Genomic DNA, 22268 nt, shown 5'->3' on the forward strand with positions numbered 1-22268 from the left:
CCTTAAGCCGCATCGCGCTTGGCGCCGTTGCGGTATGTCTCGACCGCCGCGATCAAGGCTTGCAGAATCGCGGCGCTTTCACCGATCACCGACAGGTCGGCACGCTTGATCATGTCGCAGCCCGGGTCGAGGTTGATCGCCACCACCTTGTCGCAGGCACCGATGCCTTGCAGGTGCTGGATCGCCCCGGAAATCCCCACGGCCACATACACCCGTGCCGTGACCCAGGTGCCGCTGGCGCCGACCTGACGATCACGCGCCATAAAGCCATCGTCCACCGCCACCCGTGAGGCGCCTTCGGTAGCACCCAGGGCAGCGGCGGTCTGGTGGAACAACGCCCAGTCCTTGACCCCGTTGCCGCCGGAGAAAATAAACTCGGCCTCGGCCATGGGAATTGCCGCCGGGTCCACCGCCACCGCGCCCAAATCTTCGATGCGCGGCAGGCTGCGCGCCAGGGCTGTGGATAACTCCACGGGCAAGACTTCGTGGCGGGTGTCGCTGACGGGTTCGGCGCATTCCACGGCGGCGAGGATCAGGCGTGGCAGCGGCCGCGCCAGGTCTTCCTGACCGGCACCGGCGCGGCCGATGCACTCCTCGCCTTTGATCTGCCACACGCGTGTTGCCGGGCGCTCCTTGAGGCTGGCGGCAAAACGTCGACCGAGCTCGCCGCCACCGCTGCGGCTGTCCGGCAGCAGCCAGTGGCGCGGGTTGAACTGGTTATCCACAGCCCGCAGGCCCTGGACACGTTGCTCCGGTGAATAACCGTCGAACTCACGACCTTCCAGCACCAGCAAGCGATCGACGCCCGCTGTGGCAAAGGCGCTTTCCTTATGCTCGCCAAACACCACCGCCAGCACCGCGCCGTCGCTGCCGGCGAGTTGTCGCGCCAGGCCGAGCAAGTCGCGGTCGTGGCTGCTCAGGCGGCCGCCGACCATGTCCGGTACCACGTTGATGTAGAACGCAGGCGCTGGCACCTGATGCAGCGGCAACTGCACTTGCACCGCCGCCGTACGCTTGGCCGCGCCACCCTGCTGGGCGCCACTGCGGTCGATGCGCTTGATGCCGTTGGGGCCGATAAAACCGACCCCGTGCACGTTCTTGCGGATAAGGCCGTTCGGGCCCATCCAGCTGTGTTGCACCGGCTGCATCGCTGCATGCAGCGGGTGCAGACGGTTGCGGGCGATCCATTCAGCCCGTGGGTCGCGGCGAATAATGTCGCTCATCAATGCACCTCCGCAGGTTCACGCTTTAGAGGAGATTTGATTGGCGCTGCATCTTCAAGCAAAGCATCGGCGACCAGTTCGGCAATGTCCTTGATCAACGGGCGCGGCTCAACCACGCCTTCGAGCATCGCCGTGCATTGCGGGCAGCCCACGGCCACCAGTTCGGCGCCGGTTTCGCGGATGTCTTCCATGCGCATATCGGGAATACGTTGCTTGCCGGGAATGTCGGTGATCGGTGCCCCGCCACCGCCACCGCAGCAGCGCGAGCGGAAGCCGGAACGTTGCATCTCCTTGACCTCAATCCCCAGCGCGCGCAGCACTTCACGCGGTGCCTCGTATTCGCCGTTGTAGCGGCCCAGATAACACGGGTCGTGGTAGGTCACACTAGTGCCTTTGTGCTGCCCCAGGTTCAGTGCACCGTCGCCAATCAGCTCGGCCATGAAGGTGCTGTGATGCTGCACCACATAGTCACCGTTGAAGGCGCCGTATTCGTTTTTCAGCACATGGAAACTGTGAGGGTCGCAGGTGACGATGCGCTTGAAACTGTACTTGGCCAGGGTCTGGATATTGCGTGTGGCGAGCAGTTGGAAGGTGGCTTCATCGCCCAGACGGCGCGCGACGTCACCGCTGTCGCGTTCTTCCAGGCCGAGCACGGCAAAGTCGACCTTGGCCGCTTTCAACACTTTGACGAAGGCGCGCAGGGTGCGTTGGTTGCGCATGTCGAAGGCACCGTCGCCGACCCAGAACAGCACGTCGGCGCTGCCTGTTTCGCTGAACAATGGCAGGTTCAAATCCGCCGCCCAGTTCAGGCGACCGCCCGGTGCAAAACCACCGGGGTTGTCGGTGGCGATCAGGTTTTCCAGGACTTCGGCGCCCTTGTTCGGGGTGGCGCCTTTTTCCAGGGTGAGGTGGCGGCGCATGTCGACGATGGCGTCGACGTGCTCGATCATCATCGGGCACTCTTCCACGCAGGCGCGGCAGGTGGTGCACGACCACAGGGTGTCGGCGTCCACCAGGCCGTTGACGATCGGCTGATGCGGGTTGCCGCCGTGTTCGCCGATGGGTTTGCCACCGCCGTCAATCGATGGATAAGGGCTACCGGCGAATTTGGCATCGGTGCCGCCGGCCAGGCCGACGACCATGTCCTGGATGAGTTTTTTCGGGTTCAGCGGCTGGCCGGCGGCGAACGCCGGGCACGCCGCCTCACACTTGCCGCACTGCACGCAGGCGTCGAAGCCGAGCAGTTGGTTCCAGGTGAAATCCTTGGGTTTTTCCACGCCCAGTGGCGCGCTTTTGTCGTTCAGGTCGAGCGGTTTCAAACCGGTGGAACGGCCACCGCCAAAGCGTTCTGCGCGGCGGTGCCAGGCCAGGTGCAGTGCACCAGCGAAGGCGTGCTTCATCGGGCCGCCCCAGGTCATGCCGAAGAACATTTCCGACACGCCCCACAGCACGCCCACGCTCAGCAGCGCGGCCAGCAGCCAGCCACCGAAGTCCGCCGGCAGAATCCCGGCCACCGGCAGCGTCACCAGAAAGAAGCTCACCGAAAACGCCATCAGGCTTTTCGGCAGGCGCATCCACGGGCCTTTCGACAGGCGCGACGGCGGGTTGCGCCGACGCAGATAGACGAAAGTGGCGCCGACGAACATCAGCACCGACGCCAGCAACAGCGCGTAGCCGAGGACGCGGTTATGCAGGCCGAAACCGTGCACCAGGATCGCCAGCAATGCCGACAGCACAAAGCCCAACGCCGTGGCGACGTGGGTGTTGGCGATGTATTTGTCGCGGGCGACCACGTGGTGCAGGTCGACCATGTAGCGCTTGGGCATGGCCAGCAGGCCGCCCAGCAAGTCGACCTTGGAGGCTCGGCCACGGCGCCACAGGTTCACCCGGCGCAGGGCGCCGAGGACGGCGAGGCCCAGGGCGGCGAACAGGAGAATAGGAAGCAAGGTATTCAACATGGTGAAGCTCCCAAAGACCACACAGATCTACTGTGAAACGGGCCCTGAATGTGGGAGGGGGCTTGCTCCCGATAGCGGACTGTCAGTTGATACATCTGTAGCTGACCGACCGCTATCGGGAGCAAGCCCCCTCCCACATTTTGACCGAGTCCACTTTGGTTCGGTGTCGGGTCAGAAATCCTTGCACAAGCGCAGGGCGTCATAGATCGCAGCGTGGGTATTGCGCTGCGCTACACAGTCACCAATGCGGAACAGCAAGTACCCGTCCCCCGCCTCACTCAGGCATGGCTGCGGCTTGATCGCGAACAAGGCTTCGATGTCCATCTGGCCCTTGTTGCGCGAGCCGCCCTTGAGGGCGTAGTAGATTTCTTCGTCCGGACGCACGCCATTTTCGACGACGACCTGATCGACAACACGCTCCTCTTTGGCGCCGGTGTATTCGTTCTCCAGCACCGCCACCAGCTTGTCGCCTTCGCGGTAGACCTTTTCCAGCATCATGTCGCCGGTCATGATCACTTCCTTCGGGTACATGCTGCGGTAGTAGGTCGGGAACGACGTACCGCCCACGGCCACGCCGGGCTTGATGTCGTCGGTGACGATCTCCACCTGGCTGCCTTTGTCCGCGAGGAAATCCGCCACCGACATGCCGGTGAACTCGCAAATAGTGTCGTACACCAGCACGTTCTTGCCCGGCGCAACTTTGCCGTCGAGCACGTCCCAGCTGCTGACCACCAGGCCTTCAGCCGCGCCCCAGTGTTCGTTCTGCTCCAGGAACGGATGCCCGCCCACTGCCAGCACCACCACGTCGGGGCGCAGGTCGAGGATTGCCTCGGCATTCGCCGCCACACCCAGGCGCAGGTCGACGTTCAGGCGCGCCAGCTCCAGCTGGAACCAGCGGGTGATCCCGGCAATCTGGTCGCGCTGCGGGGCTTTGGAGGCGGTGGTGATTTGCCCACCGATAAACTCTTTTTTCTCGAACAGGGTCACGTCGTGGCCACGTTCGGCGGCGACGCGCGCGGCTTCCATCCCGGCAGGACCGGCACCGACCACCACCACCTTGCGTTTCGGCCCGGTGGATTTTTCGATGATGTGCGGCACGCCCATGTATTCACGGGACGTCGCGGCGTTCTGGATGCACAGCACATCCAGGCCTTGATACTGGCGGTCGATGCAATAGTTGGCGCCGACGCATTGCTTGATCTGGTCGATCTGGCCCATTTTGATCTTGGCGATCAGGTGCGGGTCGGCGATGTGGGCGCGGGTCATGCCGACCATGTCCACGTAGCCGCCTTCAAGAATGCGCGTGGCCTGGTTCGGGTCCTTGATGTTCTGCGCGTGCAGCACCGGGGCCTTGACCACTTCCTTGATACCGGCGGCCAGGTGCAAAAACGGCTCCGGTGGATAACTCATGTTCGGGATCACGTTGGCCAGGGTGTTGTGGGTGTCGCAACCTGAACCCACGACGCCGATAAAATCGAGCATGCCGGTGTCGTCGTAATACTTGGCGATCTGCTTCATGTCCTCATGGGACAGGCCGTCCGGGTGGAATTCATCACCGCACAAACGAATGCCGACACAGAAGTCCGGGCCGACTTCAGCGCGCACCGCCTTCAACACTTCCAGGCCGAAACGCATACGGTTTTCGAAGCTGCCGCCCCATTCGTCGGTGCGCTTGTTGACCCGCGGGCTCCAGAACTGGTCGATCATGTGCTGGTGCACCGCCGACAGCTCCACGCCGTCCAGGCCACCGGCCTTGGCCCGCGCGGCGGCGCTGGCGTAGTTGCCGATCACGCGCCAGATTTCTTCCGGCTCGATGGTCTTGCAGGTCGCACGGTGCACCGGCTCGCGGATGCCCGACGGCGACAGCAGCGTTGGCCAGTGCTCGCCGTCCCAGCGCGAGCGACGGCCCATGTGGGTAATCTGGATCATGATCTTGGCGCCATGCTTGTGCATGGCATCGGCCAGGTTCTGGAAGTGCGGGATGATCCGATCGTCGGCCAGGTTCACCGATTTCCACCAGCCTTGCGGGCTGTCGATGGCGACACTGGAAGACCCGCCGCAGATTGCCAGGCCGATCCCGCCCTTGGCTTTCTCTTCGTAGTACTTCACATAGCGGTCGGTGGTCATCCCGCCGTCGGTGGCATACACCTCGGCGTGGGCGGTACTGAGCACGCGGTTGCGAATGGTCAGTTTGCCGATCTGGATCGGCGCAAACATTGCTTCGAAAGCCATGGCAGGGTTCCTCGACTTACAACGGCTTGACGGTGAACAGGCCGTCGTCGTGGCCCTCTTCGGAGCCGCCGTAGACTTGCTCGGCTACGGTGCGCAGGTTGCTGCCGCGCGCCTGCAGAATCTGGTCCATGGCGCCGGCAAACCAGCCGGTGAACATGTAGTCGACCTTGCGCCCGACCTTGCCGTACACGTAGACGAACGCCGAGTGTTCGAGCTTGACGCTGGCGGTGCCTTTGTCGAGGTCGATTTCCTGAATCTTGAACAGGCCCCAGCCGCGTTGCGACAGGCGCTTCATGTAGTGCTCGAACACCGCAACGCCTTCCAGGCCGTGGCATTCAGCTTCTTTTTCACACCAGTGCCAGGCGGATTTGTAGCCGGCCTTGTAAAGGATTTCGGCATAGGCGTCGGCGCCCAGTACTTCTTCGATACCCATGTGGTTGTTGACGAAGAAATGGCGCGGCACGTACAGCATCGGCAGGGCGTCGGAGGTCCAGACACCGGTTTCGCTGTCGACTTCGATTGGCAATTGCGGGGCGATCTTGGCCATGGAAACTTAACTCCAGAAAATTCGTGGTCAGTGCTTAGCAAAGCGTTGGCTTTGCTCTTATAAACAAGCCGTGTGAATGACTTTGGAGCCGTAGCGAGCACGTCGAGAGCAAGCAAGGACCGGAGCGACAAGCGAGACAGTACGGGACGTACGGCGAGTTTGGCGCGAGGACCTGACGCAGCTATCGACGAGCGGAGTAGGCTCCAGAGTTATTCACTCGCCCCAGACGTCTTTTAGGACGTCGACCCAGTTCTCGCCCATGATCTTGCGCACCACGCGCTCGCTGTGGCCGCGCTTGAGCAGGGTCTCGGTGAGGTTGGGGAACTCGCCCACGGTGCGGATGCCCAGCGGGTTGATGATCTTGCCGAAGCTGGTCAGGCGGCGGGCGTAGCCCTTGTCATGGGTCAGCATTTCAAAGAAATCCTGGCCATGGCCCTGGGTAAAGTCGGTGCCGATGCCGATGGCGTCTTCGCCAACGATGTTCATGGTGTATTCGATGGCTTCGGCGTAATCGTCGATGGTCGAATCGATGCCCTTGGCCAGGAACGGCGCGAACATGGTCACGCCGACAAAGCCGCCGTGGTCGGCAATGAACTTCAGTTCTTCATCGGACTTGTTACGCGGGTGCTCTTTCAGGCCGGACGGCAGGCAGTGGGAGTAGCACACCGGCTTTTTCGATTCGAGGATGACTTCTTCGGAGGTTTTGGAGCCCACGTGGGACAGGTCGCACATGATGCCGACACGGTTCATTTCGCCGACGATCTCGCGACCAAAGCCCGACAGGCCGCCGTCGCGCTCGTAGCAACCGGTGCCAACCAGGTTCTGGGTGTTGTAGCACATCTGCACCACACCGACGCCGAGCTGCTTGAAGATCTCGACGTAGCCGAGCTGGTCTTCAAACGCATGTGCGTTCTGGAAGCCAAAGATAATGCCGGTCTTGCCCAGCTCCTTGGCCTTGCGGATATCGGCAGTGGTTTTAACCGGGATCACCAGGTCACTGTTCTCACGGATCAGGGTCTGGCTGGCCACGATGTTATTGATAGTGGCCTGGAACCCTTCCCACACCGACACGGTGCAGTTGGCGGCGGTGAGGCCCCCTTTGCGCATATCCTCGAACAGGTCGCGGTTCCACTTGGCAATGATCAGCCCGTCGATAACGATGCTGTCGGCGTGCAATTGCGCTGGGCTCATCAGGCGTCCCCTTATTGGCGATTCATGCGCCGAATCGTCTGCCGGCGCTTTGGGGCCAGCATATGCCCAGGGGCTGACGGAGCCGGGTGCAAAAACGACAAGGGAATTGCCGAAAGCGTCAATCCACGACAAAGGCTGCTATGACTGGTCTGACTGGCGACTGTTCTTTGTCTTACGCTTGAGCCAGAATTCCCGCATCACCTGATATGAGACGGCGCAATGAAATCGATTTTCCTGGCTTTGGCACTCATCGCAACCGGCGTCCACGCCGCCGAAGACACCGACAGCACGCCGTGCGATGGCATCGAAAACGACAAGCAAACCCTGGAATGCGCCTCTTACAACAAAACCACCGCTGAACAGCTGCTCAAGGATAACTACCAGGGCCTGCTCGAACGCATGGGTTCGACCTACGGCAGCGACAAGACCAAGCTGGCCGACATTACCGCTCGTCTGAAGGATGCTCAGCAGAAGTGGGAAAAATTACGGGATGCGGACTGCGCGGTGGATACCTTCCCGGCGGTGACCGGTACGAAGGCGTATGCGATTGCGCAGAATGATTGCCTGGCGCGGATGAGTGATGAGCGGTCGGAGTTTTTGGAGTCGATTGGGCAGGAATAAGCGACAATCCTCCGCATCTTTTCCTCTGACACAAGGCCTTCCATGACTATCTGCGGCATCGAAATCAAAGGCAGCGAAGCCATCATCGCCCTCGCCGCCCTGGACAACCAGACGTTGACCCATGTCGCCCTGGCTACCAAGAAAATCGCCCTCGAAGACGACGATGAAGCGGCCAACGTCAAAGCCTTCGCCGCTCAGGTGAGCGCGTTCGTGCGGGAAAACAGCATCACCCGCATCGCGATCAAAAAGCGCAGCAAGAAAGGTGAATTCGCCGGTGGCCCGACCACGTTCAAGATTGAAGGGGTGTTTCAGTTGCTGGAGGGTGTTGAGGTGACGCTGCTGTCGCCGCAGACCATCAATGCGCAGAACAAGAAACACACGTTTGATCTGCCGGCAACGCTGAACAAGTATCAGCATGAAGCCTACAAGGCCGCGTGCTCAGCGTTGATGAAGAAGTAACGCGCGTTAGCTTCTGACGCAATGCTCCATCCCGTGCCCGCCGCCTTCATATTCAGGGCCGTAATAGTATTTGATGAAGGACGCTTTACCTTCCGGCGTTGGAACAAGTTGCGCGACACCGATGCCATAGTCTTTTAACGCGGGATCGGTGTGGGCGAAGTACACGGCCAATATATCCGAAGTGGCAGCAGCGAAGCCGTCATAACGGGACTTGTCTTCCAGCGTCAGGATGAAAGAATAAGCGCCGTATTTACCGGTACTTTGTTTGGCGTTGAGTTGCATATCGACAACGCCCTTGAAGGCGCCGATATGGCTGTCTTTGCCATTGCATTCATAACGCCCGCTGTAATCGATGCCGGTGAAGGGTTCAGGGGTTTTGGCAGCCCAGGCGGGAGCGCAGGCAAACGCGATAACAGCAACTATGTTTTTCAGCATGTTGACCTCTTGTTGTCAGGTAATAAGAACCTACTGGCTCGCCCTCTGAAACCGTGTTTTCGTGACTCGTTAGTTGAGCGAACTCATTGAGTTCAAGTACTTAAATGGCAACTAACCCACACTAAAATCCGTCAATCAGAGAGCTCTGGACGTTAGCAGTCCCCCCCGGGAAGGCAAAGCCAACGAGAAAGAAAAGGACAATTCCCACATCAAATCCGAAGCTGCCTTACAGAAATCACGAACCGGCTTTGCATGCCTTGAGCCAATCACCAAAGGACTTGTCTTCCAGCGCATAGCCGCCCCGGCTCGACTTCCACACCAGTTCCTTGTCGCGCAGGGCATCGATACAGGCCTGAATAGTCTGGGTGCCCGGCACCACGTCGCTGCCCATATCTTCCAGCGCCTTGCTGACAGCCGTGAGGGTGCTGTCGGTAAACGGCGCGAAGGGTTCGTTGCTCTGCGAACGCGCCACCATCACCTCCAGCACCGCACGCTGGGGAATGGTGAGGGCGTTCCAGGCGCTTTCGAATTCGCTCCATACGCCTGCGCGCAGCAGTTCGGCACGACTGTGCAGCAGTTGGCCCAAGTGGCTCGCCTCGCCCAGTTCCAGAGCTACTTCACCGATGATGGTGCGCAGCATTTCGGGGCGACGGCCCACCAACTCGAATGCTTCGTCGATATCGGCCGCGTTGAATTGATTGGTCTTGGCCAAGTGAGCGTTGAGGTGCGCGGTGTAGGCTTGGGTGAATTCTTTGCCTAGCAGCGGAAACGGCGTGATGCTGGAACCGAAGAACGGCTGGCTTTTAACCAGTACCAGATGAGCAAGCTTGTCGCGATTGGAACCGGTAAATACCAGACGCAAACCGCTGCCTTCGCCTTCACGTCCTTGATTGAGCTGATCCCGAGCGGCCTTAAGCGCAAACATCGCGTTGATGCCCGCTTCGGTAGTGAGCGCATGCTGAGCCTCATCAATCACCAGTACCACGGTTTTGCCGGCAGCGCTGTGGAGCAATTCCAATGCCTGGGTCAAGGTCGCTCCAGCCGGAAGTTGGGGCTTGGTAAAGTCCCAAGACAAGGTCCACAGGAAGCTGAGTTTTTCTATGCCAATGTTCTTGGCAAGTTTGCGGATGCCCTTTTCGAAGGGCACCAGGGCGCCGGCAATGGCACCGGAGATCAGGTCGGCAGGGTCTTTTTCCTTGTCGGCCCACAGATCGACATACACGGCCAGCCAACCCCGGGTCTGGCACTCCGGGATCAGGTCTTCACGCAAAAAGGTGCTTTTACCTGTGCGGCGCGGCGCCGCGAGAAAAAGGCCAGAGGTGAAATCCTGAATACCGGCCCCCACCAGGCCATCGGCAATACTGCTTGCCAGAGCGGGGCGGCGGAACACGAAGCCGCTGTTCTTGGACATAGTTTTATACTCAATTATGGAAAGGACTATAAATTATAGCCATGAGTATAATTGACTATAATTGCCCGTCAAACCACCTCCCGTCGCCGATCCTCCCTCGGGCACTTGGCAAACCGCGCCCGGTAACGGCGGGTGAAATACGACGGCGATTCAAACCCGCACGCAATGCTCACTTCCAGCACGCTCAGATCGCTCTGGCGCAACAACTGCCGGGCTTTTTCCAGGCGCACGCCGAGGTAGAAGTTGCTCGGCGTGTCGTTCAGGTACAGACGAAACAGCCGCTCCAATTGACGCCGGGTGACTTTGATCGCTTCGGCCAACGCCAACGTGCTCAGCGGCGGCTCCGTGTGCTGCTCCATCTCACCGATCACTTGCACCAACTTTTTATTGTTGATGCCGTAGCGCGTGGCTATTTGCATGCGCTGGTGGTCTTTGCGCGGGCGGATGCGGCCGAGCACGAATTGTTCGGAGACCTGGATAGCCAGCTCCGGGCCGTGGGCCTGGGCGATCAGGTCGAGCATCAGGTCGATGGACGCGGTGCCGCCCGCGCAGGTGATGCGGCGGCGGTCGATCTCGAACAGTTCCTGGGTGACGGTGAGCTGGGGATAGGACTCCTTGAAGGCGTCGATGGCTTCCCAGTGCAGGGTCAGGCGATGGCCGTCAAGCAGGCCGGCTTCGGCGAGTACACAGGCGCCGGTGTCGATGGCGCCGAGGGTGACGCCTTCGTGGTCGAGACGGCGTAGCCAGTGTTCAAGTGCGGGGGTAGCGAACTTCAACGGTTCGAAGCCGGCGACCACCATCAGCGTCGCGCCTTTTTTCAGCGGTTCCAGCGCGGCGTCGGCGTTGACCGACATGCCATTGCTCGCCAGCACCGCGCCGCCATCGGCGCTCAAGACGTGCCAGCGGTACAACTCGCCACGAAAGCGGTTGGCCACCCGCAGTGGTTCAAGCGCAGAGATAAAACCGATGGCCGAGAAACCCGGCATCAGCAAAAAGTAGAAATCCTGGGACATGGTGGCGCTCTCGTAGGACGGGCAGCGTGGCACTGTGATACTCCCGTTCATGGGCGGATTCAAGGGGGCAGGTCGCTGCAGTGCAAGAGCGGGTCGCCGCCGTGCGTTTTGTCGCGCCACAAGCTGCGTAGCTTATCCCTGCACATCAGCCTCACGGCGCACAAAGACGCCGGCCCCCACAATAACGACCTGCCGAGGGATCCACCATGAACCGACTGATCAGCCGCTGCGTGCTCGCACTCAGCGCCAGCGCCATTTTGAGTACCAACGTACTGGCCGCCGACGCGGCCTCTTGCCAGAACGTGCGCATGGGCGTGGTGAACTGGACCGACGTCATCGCCACCAGCGCCATGACTCAAGTTTTGCTCGACGGCCTCGGCTACAAGACCAAACAAACCAGCGCGTCCCAGCAAATTATCTTCGCCGGCATCCGCGACCAGCGCCTGGATATGTTCCTCGGCTACTGGAACCCGCTGATGACGCAGACCATCACCCCGTTCGTCGACGCCAAACAGGTCAAGGTCCTCGAAAAACCGAGCCTGGAAGACGCCCGCGCGACCCTCGCCGTGCCGACTTACCTGGCGGACAAGGGCCTTAAAACCTTCGCCGACATCGCCAGGTTCGAGAAAGAGCTGGGCGGCAAGATCTACGGCATCGAGCCAGGTTCAGGCGCCAATACCCAGATCAAGGCGATGATCGCCAAGAACCAGTTCGGCCTGGGCAAATTCCAACTGGTGGAGTCGAGTGAAGCCGGCATGCTCGCCGCCGTCGACCGCGCCGTGCGCCGCAAGGAAGCCGTGGTGTTCTTCGGCTGGGCGCCGCACCCAATGAACGTCAACGTGGCGATGACTTACCTCACCGGCAGCGACGACGCCCTGGGCCCGAACGAAGGCATGGCAACGGTGTGGAGCGTGACCTCGCCGACCTACGCCGAGCAGTGCCCCAACGTGCACAAGCTGTTGACCAACCTGACCTTCACCGCCGCCGACGAGAGCCGGATGATGCAGCCGTTGCTGGATCACAAGGACGCTTTCGAGTCCGCCAAGCAGTGGCTCAAGGATCACCCGCAAGACCAAAAACGTTGGCTTGAAGGTGTGACGACCTTTGACGGCAAACCGGCCGCCGAAAACCTGCAATTGACCAGCAAATAACCTGATTCGCATCACCGTGTCGCAGCCGCTCCTGGCTGCGAACGGCATCGCCACGCCCTTCAAATCATGCCTGTAAGGAACCCGCCTCATGAACCACGACGTCATCATCACCTGCGCACTCACCGGTGCTGGCGACACGACCGCCAGAAGCCCACACGTGCCGGTCACCCCGAAACAAATCGCGGCAGCCGCCGTGGAAGCTGCCAAGGCCGGCGCCACCGTTGTGCATTGCCATGTGCGTGACCCCGAAACCGGCAAGTTCAGTCGCGACGTCGCGCTGTACCGCGAAGTGATGGAGCGCATTCGCGAAGCCGACATCGACATTATCGTCAACCTCACCGCCGGCATGGGCGGCGACCTGGAGATCGGCAGCGGCGAGAACCCCATGGAGTTCGGCCCCAACACCGACCTGGTCGGCCCGCTGACCCGACTGGCCCACGTGGAAGCGCTGCTGCCGGAAATCTGCACCCTGGACTGCGGCACCCTGAACTTCGGCGATGGCGACACCATTTACGTGTCCACACCGGCGCAACTGCGCGCTGGCGCCAAACGCATTCAAGAGCTGGGCGTAAAGGCCGAGCTGGAAATTTTCGACACCGGCCACCTGTGGTTCGCCAAGCAGATGATCAAGGAAGGCCTGCTCGACACCCCGCTGTTCCAACTCTGCCTGGGCATCCCATGGGGCGCGCCGGCCGACACCACCACCATGAAAGCCATGGTCGACAACCTGCCGGCCAATGCGGTGTGGGCGGGCTTTGGTATTGGTCGCATGCAGATGCCAATGGCGGCGCAAGCGGTGCTGCTGGGCGGCAACGTGCGGGTCGGCCTGGAAGACAACCTGTGGCTGGACAAAGGCGTGCTCGCCACCAACGGCCAACTGGTGGAACGCGCCAGTGAAATCCTCAGCCGCCTGGGCGCGCGGGTCATGACCCCTGCCGAAGGCCGCATCAAGATGGGCCTCAAAAAACGCGGCTAACCCCCCTGTCAAAACCGGATCAAAACCTGTGGGAGGGGGCTTGCTCCCTCCCACAGGGGTTCACCCCATTATTCAGGAATGTCGCCATGCGTTTTATTACAGATATCAAAACCTTCGCCGCCTTGGGCAGCGGTGTTATCGGCAGTGGCTGGGTGTCGCGCGCCCTCGCCCACGGCCTCGATGTGGTCGCTTGGGACCCGGCACCGGGTGCAGAAGCAGCCCTGCGCAAACGCGTCGCCAATGCCTGGGGTGCCCTGGAGAAACAGGGCCTCGCACCGGGCGCATCGCAAGACCGCCTGCGCTTTGTTGCGACGATTGAAGAATGCGTGAAAGACGCCGACTTCATCCAGGAAAGCGCCCCGGAGCGCCTGGAGCTGAAACTGGAACTGCACGGCAAGATCAGCGCGGCGGCCAAGCCGAATGCGCTGATTGGTTCGAGCACCTCGGGCCTGTTGCCGAGTGAATTCTACGAGGGCTCGACCCACCCTGAACGTTGCGTGGTGGGCCACCCGTTCAACCCGGTTTACCTGCTGCCGCTGGTGGAGGTGGTCGGCGGCCGGAACACGGCGCCGGAAGCGATTCAGGCGGCGATCAAGGTGTATGAATCCCTCGGCATGCGCCCGTTGCATGTGCGCAAGGAAGTCCCCGGTTTTATCGCCGACCGCCTGCTCGAAGCGCTGTGGCGTGAGGCGTTGCACCTGGTGAATGACGGCGTGGCCACCACCGGCGAGATTGACGATGCGATCCGGTTTGGCGCAGGGTTGCGCTGGTCGTTCATGGGCACGTTCCTGACCTACACCCTGGCAGGCGGCGATGCAGGGATGCGGCACTTCATGGCGCAGTTCGGCCCGGCATTGCAGTTGCCGTGGACGTACCTGCCGGCGCCGGAGCTGACCGACAAGTTGATCGACGACGTGGTCGATGGCACGAGCGAGCAGTTGGGTAGCCACAGCATTTCGGCGCTGGAGCGCTATCGTGATGATTGCCTGCTGGCGGTGCTGGAGGCGGTGAAGACGACCAAGCAAAAACACGGCATGAGCTTCGCCGAATAACCTTGTAGGAGCCGAGTTGCCGGCGATGGCGGTGTATGCCTTAAGGACGCTATCGCCGGCAAGCCGGCTCCTACAGTTGACCGCGTGCACATTGGAATTTCAGCCATGCCCACACTGACCACCTACACCACCAAAATCCTCCCGGAATGGGTCGACTACAACGGCCACTTGCGCGACGCGTTCTACCTGCTGATTTTCAGCTACGCCACCGACGCGCTGATGGACACGTTGGGTCTTACCAGCGAAAACCGCGAGGCCAGCGGCCATTCTTTGTTCACCCTTGAGTTGCACTTGAGCTATCTGCATGAAGTGAAACTGGACGCGGACGTGGAAGTGCACACACACCTCATCGCCCACGACGCCAAGCGCCTGCACCTCTATCACAGCCTGCACCTTGTGGGAGACGCAAAGGAGTTGGCCGGCAACGAGCAGATGCTGCTGCACGTCCACCTCGCCGGCCCGCATTCGGCGCCCTTCACCGAGGCTACGCTGGCCAGACTCTCGGCCATCAGCATCGAGCAGACCGACCTTCCACGCCCCGCCCTGCTCGGCCGAGTGATTGGGTTGCCGCCCAAAAAATCATAAGGAGTCGCCATGCAAACCGCCGCTGCTGGTGGTAGACCGTGGCGCAGCCACCACAAAACCCAGGCAAAAAAAGCCCCGATCCAGCCGTGACTGGATCGGGGCAGAGTGCTTTGTGTGAGCCGTGCGTCCCGAGGGTGACCAAACCTTCAAGCTGCTTGCTTGGGCTCAGTGTGCCTATTCATGCAATCGGCAATTGGCCCGAAAACGACCTGTTCATAGCCATCCGAGCCATTCGCACATTCTGCCCTTGCCGACCGGCGTGGGGCCTACCAGAATCCAGGTCAATCCCCCGCTCCCTTCACCAGGATAAACGTCATGATGCACGCGGATTTGATTGACCAGGATGACCTGCTGAGCCAGCTGCGCTCGTTGGGTTTCGAGGTGTCCAGCGGCGCCACCGCCGAGCAGGCCTGCGAGTGTGCGGTGCGGGGTTTGAGCGCAGCGCGCGCCCAGGCGCTAAAAGGCATGGTTGAGCAGATGTACACCGGCAGCGCGACGATTTTGCCGGCGGTGAGGCAGGCGATCGACAAGCAGCTGTTGCCGGCGTTGGTGCAGTTCAAACAAAACTCCGGCGCCTGAACGATTCCTGTGGCGAGCGGGCTTGCCCCGCGTTGAGCTGCGAAGCGGCCCCAATAAGACGCACCGCAGTGTGTCAGGCATACCCCGCCGGCAGGTTTTAGGGCCGCTTCGCAGCCCAACGCGGGGCAAGCCCGCTCGCCACAAGGTCTACAGCCTTACGCTCGCGAAAGTCGACTCATTGCGCGCCTGACTCAACGCCGACATCGGCCCCGACAACGGTGACAACACCAGTGCCTGCGGAATCGGCATCATCGCCACTTGCTGGGCGGTGTTGGAACCTACACGCTCATCCCGTGGCGGGATGCCGAAGTATTCGCGGTAGCACTTGGAGAAGTGCGGCGTGGACACAAACCCGCACACCGACGCCACTTCGATGATCGACATCGGCGTTTGCTTGAGCAGCTGCCGCGCACGGATCAAGCGCAACTTGAGGTAGTAGCGCGACGGCGAGCAGTGCAGGTATTTCTGGAACAAGCGCTCCAGCTGGCGACGCGATACCGCGACGTACACCGCCAGTTCATCCAGGTCGATCGGCTCTTCCAGGTTGGCTTCCATCAGCGCGACGATTTCCTGCAGCTTCGGCTGGTTAGTGCCGAGCATGTGCTTGAGCGGCACACGCTGGTGATCTTGTTCGTTGCGGATACGTTCGTAGACGAACATCTCGGAGATCGCTGCCGACAATTCACGGCCGTGGTCGCGGCTGATCAGGTGCAGCATCATGTCCAGCGGCGCGGTGCCGCCGGAACTGGTGAAGCGGTTGCGGTCGAGGGTGAACAGGCGGGTGCTCATGGCTACACGCGGGAACGCTTCCTGCATCGACGCCAGGCATTCCCAGTGCACGCTGCAATCAAACCCGTCGAGCAAACCCGCGCAGGCCAGGGCCCAGCTGCCAGTGCAGACGGCGCCGAGGCGACGCGACTGACGCGCCTGGCTTTGCAGCCACGACACGTGTTCGCGGGTGACGGTGCGCTGGATACCCACGCCGCCGCACACGATTACCGTGTCCAGGGCCGGGGCTTTGTGCATGGAAGCATCGGGGGTGATTTGCAGACCGTCGCTGGCCCACACCTGGTTGCCGTCGACACTCAGGGTTGACCAGCGATACAGCTCGCGGCCGGACAGCTGATTGGCCATGCGCAGGGGTTCCACTGCGGAGGCCAGGGAAATCAGCGTGAAATTGTCCAGCAGCAAAAAGCCGATGGATTGAGGCGCACGGTTCTGGGGTTGAGCCCCGGAGTTGAACGACGTCATCGCGGTATCTCCTCACACAAAGCGGGTGATGGCCTCAGGCGAGGCTCTTGTTATTGCGCTCTTCTCCAGCGGGAGAGAGGCTTTGTATTGATAGAGCAAATGCCATGCCTAAAATTGAATGGCCATTCAATAACTCCTGAAAACGACCTGATGACGCGTCTATATAAGCCCCCGCGCGGAGTGCGGGATATGACCCGGATTTGACGTAGGAGTGAGCCGACTCAAGGGGCGTGAGCAGTTCGGTAGCACTTGTGGGAAGGCTCTTTGAGAGCGTAGGAAAAGTCTGTCACCGCACGCACAGGTGACGGGTGGTCGGGAGGAAAATCGATTGGGAGCTACTTATCTGTTTGCGACGCGCTAAAAGGTGGCGCTTTTGGTTTGGGTGTTCACTTTATGAGCAACACTGATCGTTCCCACGCTCTGCGTGGGAATGCATCCTGTGACGCTCTGCGTCACGACCTTAAGAGCGGACGCGGAGCGTCCAGTGAGGCATTCCCACGCAGAGCGTGGGAACGATCGGTCGATCGGTACAAAAGCAAGTCAGCACTCCACCGTACTCACCGCCAACCCACCCCGCGACGTTTCCTTGTATTTGTCATGCATATCCGCCCCGGTATCGCGCATGGTACGGATCACCCGGTCCAGGGAAATAAAATGCTGGCCGTCGCCACGCAGGGCCATCTGCGCCGCATTGATCGCCTTCACCGCCGCAATCGCGTTGCGCTCGATACACGGCACTTGCACCAGCCCGCCCACCGGGTCGCAGGTCAGGCCGAGGTTATGTTCCAGGCCGATTTCGGCGGCGTTGCACAACTGCTCCGGTGTGGCACCGAGGATCTCGGCAAGCCCGGCCGCAGCCATGGCGCAGGCCGAACCCACTTCGCCCTGGCAACCGACTTCGGCACCGGAGATCGACGCATTCTTCTTGCACAAAATCCCGACCGCCGCTGCGCTGAGCAGGTAGTCGACGACGTTCGCTTCGGTGACTTCGTCGCTGAACTTCATGAAGTAATGCAGCACTGCCGGAATGATCCCCGCCGCCCCATTGGTCGGCGCGGTGACCATGCGCCCACCGGCCGCGTTTTCTTCATTCACCGCCAGGGCGAACAGGTTGACCCATTCCATCGCACTCAAGGTCGAGCCGATCACATTCGGCTTGCCCAGCTCCTGCACACTACGGTGCAACTTTGCCGCGCGGCGGCGTACGTTCAAGCCGCCAGGCAGGATGCCTTCGTGCTTGAGGCCCTGCTCGACGCACGCCTGCATGGCGCGCCAGAGCTTCATCAGGCCGCTGCGGATTTCGTCTTCGGAGCGCCAAACCTTTTCATTCGCCAGCATCAGCTCGGCAACGCGCAGGTTGTGGGTCTTGCACAACTGCAACAGCTCTACCGCGCTGGAAAAATCATAGGGCAGTTCGGTACGGTCCATGTCCGCCACACCGCTGCGGGCCTGGGCTTCGTCCACGACAAAACCGCCGCCCACCGAGTAGTAGGTATCGCGGTGCAATTCACCGTTATCGCCGGTCACCACCAGGGTCATGGCATTGGGATGGAACGGCAGGTTTTCGTCGAGCAGGCGCATGTCCCGCGCCCATACAAAGGGCACCGGCAGGCGGCCGTCCAACAGCAGCGTATTGGTCTCGCGCAGGGTGCTGATACGCAGGCCAATTTGCGACGGATCGATCGCGTCCGGCCATTCACCCATCAGGCCCATGATGGTGGCGGTGTCGCTGCCGTGACCGATGCCGGTGGCCGATAAAGAGCCGTAGAGCTGAACTTCGACACCCCTGACTTGTTCCAACAGTTCACGAACGCGTAGTGCCTGGACGAACAACGCCGCGGCGCGCATGGGGCCGACGGTGTGAGAACTCGAAGGCCCGATGCCGATCTTGAACAGGTCGAAAACGCTGATAGCCATTGCCGTGGAACTCCTCGATAAGCACGGGCCAGGCTCGAATGAGCTGCTACGCTCGTAGCTCGCGTGACCCTTTTATTGAGTTCAAGTTCGGATGCCAGGTGCCCATAGACAAGGCGCTGCGACGAGTCATAGCTGCGCTATGGCGAGGAGCAGCAACGCAGGCTATGGGTGCCTGGCGCCGAAACTGGGATCAATAAAGGGTTACGCGAGCTACCGGCCCAGATGGCGGCATCATCAAGCTTTTGGCTGCCCTCACGGCGTCTCACACCGACGCACTCATGCTCACAAGCGTCGCTCACGTGCAATGCGCTGTTTTGGCCGTTTTTAGCGGTGCAAATGGGCAAACCCTGCGGTTTTGCCCTGGGAAAAACCTATAAGCGACGTCACCGACACTGGATACGACCATGCCTGTACTGGATACGACGCCCCCTGTAGGCGTCAGATTTTCACTGGTACATGATCAGTCTCGACTCGTTTGCAAGGCACCGTGCCAGAGCTGTCGTCGCACGCCCCAACCGCAACACCATAAAGCGCGGCGAATGCCGCCAGAAAAGACACAGGAGTCTACCCCCATGAAAGGTTCACCCTCGTTGTTGTTGGCCGCCATGCTGAGTCTGCCAGTCGTGGCGCACGCTGCAGAACCGGCACAGTGTCAGACCGTCAATTTCTCCGATGTCGGCTGGACCGACATCACCGTCACTACCGCAACCACCAGCGAAGTCCTCAAGGGTCTGGGCTACAAGCCCCGCACCACGATGATTTCGGTACCAGTGACTTACAAGTCCCTGGCCGACGGCAAGAACATGGACATTTTCCTCGGCAACTGGATGCCGACCATGGAAAACGACATCAAGCAGTACCGTGATGCCGGCACCGTGGAAACCGTGCGCGCCAACCTGGAGAACGCCAAGTACACCCTGGCAGTCCCCGAGGCGTTGTACGACAAGGGCCTGAAAGACTTCAAAGATATCGCCAAATTCAAGGAGGAGCTGGGCGGCAAGATCTACGGCATTGAGCCTGGCAACGACGGCAACCGCACCATCCAGACGCTGATCGACAAAGATGCCTTCCGCCTGAAAACCGCCGGCTTCAAAGTGGTCGAGTCCAGCGAAGCCGGCATGCTTTCCCAAGTGGAACGCGCCTCCAAGCGCGGCCAGGCCATCGTGTTCCTCGGCTGGGAACCGCACCCGATGAACACCCGCTTCAAGATGAAGTACCTGACCGGGGGTGACGATTCGTTCGGCCCCAACTACGGCCAGGCCACCATCTACACCAACGTGCGCAAGGGCTACACCCAGGAATGCAGCAACGTGGGCCAGTTGCTGAAAAACCTGTCGTTCACCCTGACCATGGAAAGCACCCTAATGGGTAACGTCCTGGACGACAAGATGAAGCCCGACGCCGCGGCCAAGGCCTGGCTGCAGAAGAACCCGCAAGTGCTCGACACCTGGCTGGCCGGTGTCACCACCGTCGACGGCAAACCCGGTCTGGAGGCCGTCAAAGCGTACCTCGCCAAGTAACTAACTCAGTAGCAGTGCTGACCCCGGGGTGGTGCGCTGCCCCGGGATGTTTTCCCTCTTCGCATGTGGACATTCACTACCATGCTGACTGAACAGAAAATCCCACTAGGCCAGTACATCGCTGCCTTCGTCGACTGGTTGACCCAACACGGTGCCAACTACTTCGACGCGATCGCATCGACACTGGAAACGATGATCCACGGCGTGACGTTCGCGCTGACCTGGTTCAATCCGCTGGCATTGATCGGTCTGATTGCGCTGCTGGCTCACTTTATTCAACGTAAGTGGGGGCTGACGGTTTTTGTCATCGCCTCCTTCCTGCTGATCCTCAACCTGGGGTACTGGCAGGAAACCATGGAAACCCTCGCGCAGGTGTTGTTCGCCACCCTGGTCTGCGTGGTCATCGGCGTGCCGCTGGGCATTGTTGCCGCGCACAAACCGATGTTCTACACCCTGATGCGGCCGGTTCTCGATCTGATGCAGACCGTTCCGACCTTCGTCTACCTCATCCCTACCCTGACCCTCTTCGGGCTGGGTGTGGTGCCCGGGCTGATTTCCACGGTGGTGTTCGCGATTGCCGCGCCTATCCGTCTGACCTACCTGGGTATCCGAGACGTTCCGCAAGAGTTGATGGACGCCGGCAAGGCCTTTGGCTGCTCGCGCCGTCAGCTACTCTCGCGCATTGAACTGCCCCACGCCATGCCGAGCATTGCCGCCGGCATTACCCAATGCATCATGCTGTCGTTGTCGATGGTGGTGATTGCGGCCCTGGTGGGCGCCGACGGCCTCGGTAAGCCGGTGGTCAACGCACTGAACACCGCCGACATCGCCCTGGGCTTTGAAGCCGGCCTGGCGATCGTATTGCTGGCCATCATGCTCGACCGTATCTGCAAACAACCCGACGCCAAAGTAGGGGGTGATGCATGAGCATTATCCGATTCGACAATGTCGATGTGATCTTCTCCAAAGACCCACGCGAAGCGCTCAAGCTGCTGGACCAGGGCATGAGCCGTAACGAAATCCTGAAAAAAACCGGGCAGATTGTCGGCGTTGAAAAAGCCAGCCTGGATGTGGAAAAAGGCGAAATCTGCGTGCTGATGGGCCTGTCGGGCTCCGGCAAGTCGAGCTTGCTGCGCTGCATCAACGGCCTCAACACCGTGAGCCGTGGCCAGCTGTTTGTGGAACATGAAGGTCGCCAGATCGACATCGCGTCCTGCACCCCGGCCGAGCTTAAAATGATGCGCACCAAGCGCATCGCCATGGTGTTCCAGAAGTTCGCCCTGATGCCCTGGCTGACGGTGCGCGAGAACATCAGCTTCGGCCTGGAAATGCAGGGCCGCCCGGAGAAAGAGCGGCGCAAGCTGGTGGATGAAAAACTCGAACTGGTGGGCCTGACCCAGTGGCGCAACAAGAAGCCCGACGAACTCTCCGGTGGCATGCAGCAGCGCGTCGGCCTGGCCCGTGCGTTGGCGATGGACGCCGATATCCTGCTGATGGACGAACCCTTCTCCGCCCTTGACCCGCTGATCCGCCAAGGCCTGCAGGACGAGCTGCTGGAACTGCAACGCAAGCTGAGCAAGACCATCGTGTTCGTGAGTCACGACCTCGATGAGGCGCTCAAACTGGGCAGCCGTATCGCGATCATGAAAGACGGCAAGATCATCCAGTACAGCGTGCCGGAAGAGATCGTGCTGAACCCGGCGGATGACTATGTGCGCACCTTCGTCGCGCATACCAACCCGCTGAACGTACTGTGCGGGCGCAGCCTGATGCGCACGCTGGACAACTGCAAACGCGTGAACGGCTCGGTGTGCCTCGACCCGAGCGGCGACTCATGGCTGGACCTGGCCGAAGGCAACACCATCCAGGGCGCCCGCCAGAATGGCGTGGTGATGAACTTGCAGAACTGGGCGCCAGGGCAACCCGTGGAAGGTTTGAGCCGGGTCCCGACGTTGGTGGATTCGAACATCGGCATGCGCGATGCGTTGCAGATTCGGTATCACACCGGGAACAAGCTGGTGTTGCATGACAACAACCAGGTGGTGGGGATCTTGGGCGACAGTGAGCTCTACCACGCCCTCTTGGGCAAGAACCTGGGTTAACAGACACTGCAAGACCCATTGAAGAAACAGGGTCAATGTGGGAGG

The 22268-nt window shown here is 60.8% G+C and carries 20 protein-coding genes; 10 read left to right on the top strand and 10 right to left on the bottom strand.

The window, feature by feature from the left end; genetic code table 11:
- Positions 1–2: 2 nt before the first annotated feature.
- The 5 genes from etfA to ACR52_RS07065 all read right to left on the bottom strand — a co-directional run bounded on the left by etfA (position 3) and on the right by ACR52_RS07065 (position 7151).
- Positions 3–1223 carry an electron transfer flavoprotein subunit alpha gene (gene etfA, locus ACR52_RS07045; RefSeq protein WP_048722299.1) on the bottom strand — a complete coding sequence of 407 codons (1221 nt, stop codon included), beginning with the start codon at positions 1221–1223 and terminating at the stop codon, positions 3–5.
- Positions 1223–3181: a dimethylglycine demethylation protein DgcB gene (gene dgcB, locus ACR52_RS07050; protein WP_048722301.1), complete on the bottom strand. Its 1959-nt coding sequence runs from the start codon at positions 3179–3181 to the stop codon at positions 1223–1225. Before dgcB ends, etfA begins: the two co-directional genes overlap by 1 nt.
- A 171-nt stretch (positions 3182–3352) precedes the next feature.
- Entirely contained in the window at positions 3353–5413 is a 2061-nt protein-coding gene (gene dgcA / locus ACR52_RS07055; RefSeq protein WP_048722303.1) for a dimethylglycine demethylation protein DgcA, read from the bottom strand.
- 16 nt (positions 5414–5429) lie between these two features.
- The gene (locus ACR52_RS07060; protein WP_048722305.1) at positions 5430–5960 is read right to left on the bottom strand and encodes a DUF5943 domain-containing protein; all 531 of its coding nucleotides are present in this window, start codon (positions 5958–5960) and stop codon (positions 5430–5432) included.
- A gap of 213 nt (positions 5961–6173) precedes the next feature.
- The gene (locus ACR52_RS07065; RefSeq protein ID WP_048722307.1) at positions 6174–7151 is read right to left on the bottom strand and encodes a dipeptidase; all 978 of its coding nucleotides are present in this window, start codon (positions 7149–7151) and stop codon (positions 6174–6176) included.
- A gap of 219 nt (positions 7152–7370) precedes the next feature.
- Between ACR52_RS07065 and ACR52_RS07070 the strand changes: the two genes are divergently transcribed.
- Positions 7371–7772 (top strand): lysozyme inhibitor LprI family protein, encoded by a 402-nt coding sequence (locus ACR52_RS07070; protein ID WP_048722309.1) that lies wholly within the window; start codon positions 7371–7373, stop codon positions 7770–7772.
- Positions 7773–7814: 42 nt separating this feature from the next.
- On the top strand, positions 7815–8231 hold the full coding sequence (locus tag ACR52_RS07075; RefSeq protein ID WP_048722311.1) for a DUF3010 family protein: 417 nt from the start codon (positions 7815–7817) through the stop codon (positions 8229–8231).
- A gap of 6 nt (positions 8232–8237) precedes the next feature.
- Here the strand turns inward: ACR52_RS07075 and ACR52_RS07080 are convergent, their stop codons facing one another.
- From ACR52_RS07080 to ACR52_RS07090, 3 genes are all read right to left on the bottom strand, one after another.
- A complete protein-coding gene (locus ACR52_RS07080) occupies positions 8238–8666 on the bottom strand; it encodes a hypothetical protein (RefSeq protein WP_048722313.1) in 429 nt (142 codons plus the stop codon).
- A 235-nt stretch (positions 8667–8901) separates the two neighbouring features.
- Positions 8902–10077, bottom strand: coding sequence for an ATP-binding protein (locus tag ACR52_RS07085; RefSeq protein WP_048722316.1), 1176 nt, complete (start codon positions 10075–10077; stop codon positions 8902–8904).
- 68 nt (positions 10078–10145) lie between these two features.
- Entirely contained in the window at positions 10146–11090 is a 945-nt protein-coding gene (locus ACR52_RS07090) for a GlxA family transcriptional regulator (protein WP_048722995.1), read from the bottom strand.
- A 206-nt stretch (positions 11091–11296) separates the two neighbouring features.
- On the opposite strand from ACR52_RS07090, the gene ACR52_RS07095 reads away from it, so the two are divergent.
- The 5 genes from ACR52_RS07095 to ACR52_RS07115 all read left to right on the top strand — a co-directional run bounded on the left by ACR52_RS07095 (position 11297) and on the right by ACR52_RS07115 (position 15433).
- The gene (locus ACR52_RS07095) at positions 11297–12241 is read left to right on the top strand and encodes a choline ABC transporter substrate-binding protein (protein WP_048722319.1); all 945 of its coding nucleotides are present in this window, start codon (positions 11297–11299) and stop codon (positions 12239–12241) included.
- 88 nt (positions 12242–12329) lie between these two features.
- Positions 12330–13217, top strand: coding sequence for a BKACE family enzyme (locus tag ACR52_RS07100; protein ID WP_048722322.1), 888 nt, complete (start codon positions 12330–12332; stop codon positions 13215–13217).
- 86 nt (positions 13218–13303) lie between these two features.
- Positions 13304–14269, top strand: coding sequence for an L-carnitine dehydrogenase (locus ACR52_RS07105; RefSeq protein ID WP_048722324.1), 966 nt, complete (start codon positions 13304–13306; stop codon positions 14267–14269).
- Positions 14270–14374: 105 nt separating this feature from the next.
- Positions 14375–14854: a thioesterase family protein gene (locus ACR52_RS07110; RefSeq protein WP_048722327.1), complete on the top strand. Its 480-nt coding sequence runs from the start codon at positions 14375–14377 to the stop codon at positions 14852–14854.
- A 315-nt stretch (positions 14855–15169) separates the two neighbouring features.
- A complete protein-coding gene (locus ACR52_RS07115; protein ID WP_048722328.1) occupies positions 15170–15433 on the top strand; it encodes a hypothetical protein in 264 nt (87 codons plus the stop codon).
- 147 nt (positions 15434–15580) lie between these two features.
- On the opposite strand, the gene gbdR is transcribed toward ACR52_RS07115, so the two are convergent.
- Both gbdR and ACR52_RS07125 read right to left on the bottom strand, forming a co-directional pair.
- Entirely contained in the window at positions 15581–16684 is a 1104-nt protein-coding gene (gbdR, locus tag ACR52_RS07120; protein ID WP_048722332.1) for a choline metabolism transcriptional regulator GbdR, read from the bottom strand.
- A gap of 540 nt (positions 16685–17224) precedes the next feature.
- Positions 17225–18601, bottom strand: a complete 1377-nt coding sequence (locus ACR52_RS07125) for an L-serine ammonia-lyase (RefSeq protein WP_048722334.1) — start codon at positions 18599–18601, stop codon at positions 17225–17227.
- 572 nt (positions 18602–19173) lie between these two features.
- On the opposite strand from ACR52_RS07125, the gene ACR52_RS07130 reads away from it, so the two are divergent.
- The 3 genes from ACR52_RS07130 to choV all read left to right on the top strand — a co-directional run bounded on the left by ACR52_RS07130 (position 19174) and on the right by choV (position 22223).
- The gene (locus ACR52_RS07130) at positions 19174–20121 is read left to right on the top strand and encodes a choline ABC transporter substrate-binding protein (RefSeq protein ID WP_048722336.1); all 948 of its coding nucleotides are present in this window, start codon (positions 19174–19176) and stop codon (positions 20119–20121) included.
- A gap of 81 nt (positions 20122–20202) precedes the next feature.
- On the top strand, positions 20203–21048 hold the full coding sequence (gene choW / locus ACR52_RS07135; protein WP_048722338.1) for a choline ABC transporter permease subunit: 846 nt from the start codon (positions 20203–20205) through the stop codon (positions 21046–21048).
- Positions 21045–22223 (top strand): choline ABC transporter ATP-binding protein, encoded by a 1179-nt coding sequence (choV, locus tag ACR52_RS07140; RefSeq protein ID WP_048722341.1) that lies wholly within the window; start codon positions 21045–21047, stop codon positions 22221–22223. The genes choW and choV overlap by 4 nt, the downstream gene beginning before the upstream one ends.
- The last annotated feature ends 45 nt before the right edge of the window (positions 22224–22268 follow it).

The organism is Pseudomonas fildesensis (genome assembly GCF_001050345.1).
GTDB lineage: Bacteria > Pseudomonadota > Gammaproteobacteria > Pseudomonadales > Pseudomonadaceae > Aquipseudomonas > Aquipseudomonas fildesensis.

Bases quoted from the DNA above. Each gene is read 5' to 3' on its own strand.
- choW (WP_048722338.1), top strand. From the start codon at position 20,203: ATGCTGACTGAACAGAAAATCCCACTAGGCCAGTACATCGCTGCCTTC.
- choV (WP_048722341.1), top strand. From the start codon at position 21,045: ATGAGCATTATCCGATTCGACAATGTCGATGTGATCTTCTCCAAAGAC.
- ACR52_RS07095 (WP_048722319.1), top strand. From the start codon at position 11,297: ATGAACCGACTGATCAGCCGCTGCGTGCTCGCACTCAGCGCCAGCGCC.
- dgcA (WP_048722303.1), bottom strand. From the start codon at position 5,413: ATGGCTTTCGAAGCAATGTTTGCGCCGATCCAGATCGGCAAACTGACC.
- ACR52_RS07110 (WP_048722327.1), top strand. From the start codon at position 14,375: ATGCCCACACTGACCACCTACACCACCAAAATCCTCCCGGAATGGGTC.
- ACR52_RS07060 (WP_048722305.1), bottom strand. From the start codon at position 5,960: ATGGCCAAGATCGCCCCGCAATTGCCAATCGAAGTCGACAGCGAAACC.
- ACR52_RS07065 (WP_048722307.1), bottom strand. From the start codon at position 7,151: ATGAGCCCAGCGCAATTGCACGCCGACAGCATCGTTATCGACGGGCTG.
- ACR52_RS07115 (WP_048722328.1), top strand. From the start codon at position 15,170: ATGATGCACGCGGATTTGATTGACCAGGATGACCTGCTGAGCCAGCTG.
- ACR52_RS07100 (WP_048722322.1), top strand. From the start codon at position 12,330: ATGAACCACGACGTCATCATCACCTGCGCACTCACCGGTGCTGGCGAC.
- ACR52_RS07075 (WP_048722311.1), top strand. From the start codon at position 7,815: ATGACTATCTGCGGCATCGAAATCAAAGGCAGCGAAGCCATCATCGCC.
- dgcB (WP_048722301.1), bottom strand. From the start codon at position 3,181: ATGTTGAATACCTTGCTTCCTATTCTCCTGTTCGCCGCCCTGGGCCTC.
- ACR52_RS07070 (WP_048722309.1), top strand. From the start codon at position 7,371: ATGAAATCGATTTTCCTGGCTTTGGCACTCATCGCAACCGGCGTCCAC.
- ACR52_RS07105 (WP_048722324.1), top strand. From the start codon at position 13,304: ATGCGTTTTATTACAGATATCAAAACCTTCGCCGCCTTGGGCAGCGGT.
- ACR52_RS07130 (WP_048722336.1), top strand. From the start codon at position 19,174: ATGAAAGGTTCACCCTCGTTGTTGTTGGCCGCCATGCTGAGTCTGCCA.
- ACR52_RS07085 (WP_048722316.1), bottom strand. From the start codon at position 10,077: ATGTCCAAGAACAGCGGCTTCGTGTTCCGCCGCCCCGCTCTGGCAAGC.
- ACR52_RS07090 (WP_048722995.1), bottom strand. From the start codon at position 11,090: ATGTCCCAGGATTTCTACTTTTTGCTGATGCCGGGTTTCTCGGCCATC.
- ACR52_RS07125 (WP_048722334.1), bottom strand. From the start codon at position 18,601: ATGGCTATCAGCGTTTTCGACCTGTTCAAGATCGGCATCGGGCCTTCG.
- ACR52_RS07080 (WP_048722313.1), bottom strand. From the start codon at position 8,666: ATGCTGAAAAACATAGTTGCTGTTATCGCGTTTGCCTGCGCTCCCGCC.
- etfA (WP_048722299.1), bottom strand. From the start codon at position 1,223: ATGAGCGACATTATTCGCCGCGACCCACGGGCTGAATGGATCGCCCGC.
- gbdR (WP_048722332.1), bottom strand. From the start codon at position 16,684: ATGACGTCGTTCAACTCCGGGGCTCAACCCCAGAACCGTGCGCCTCAA.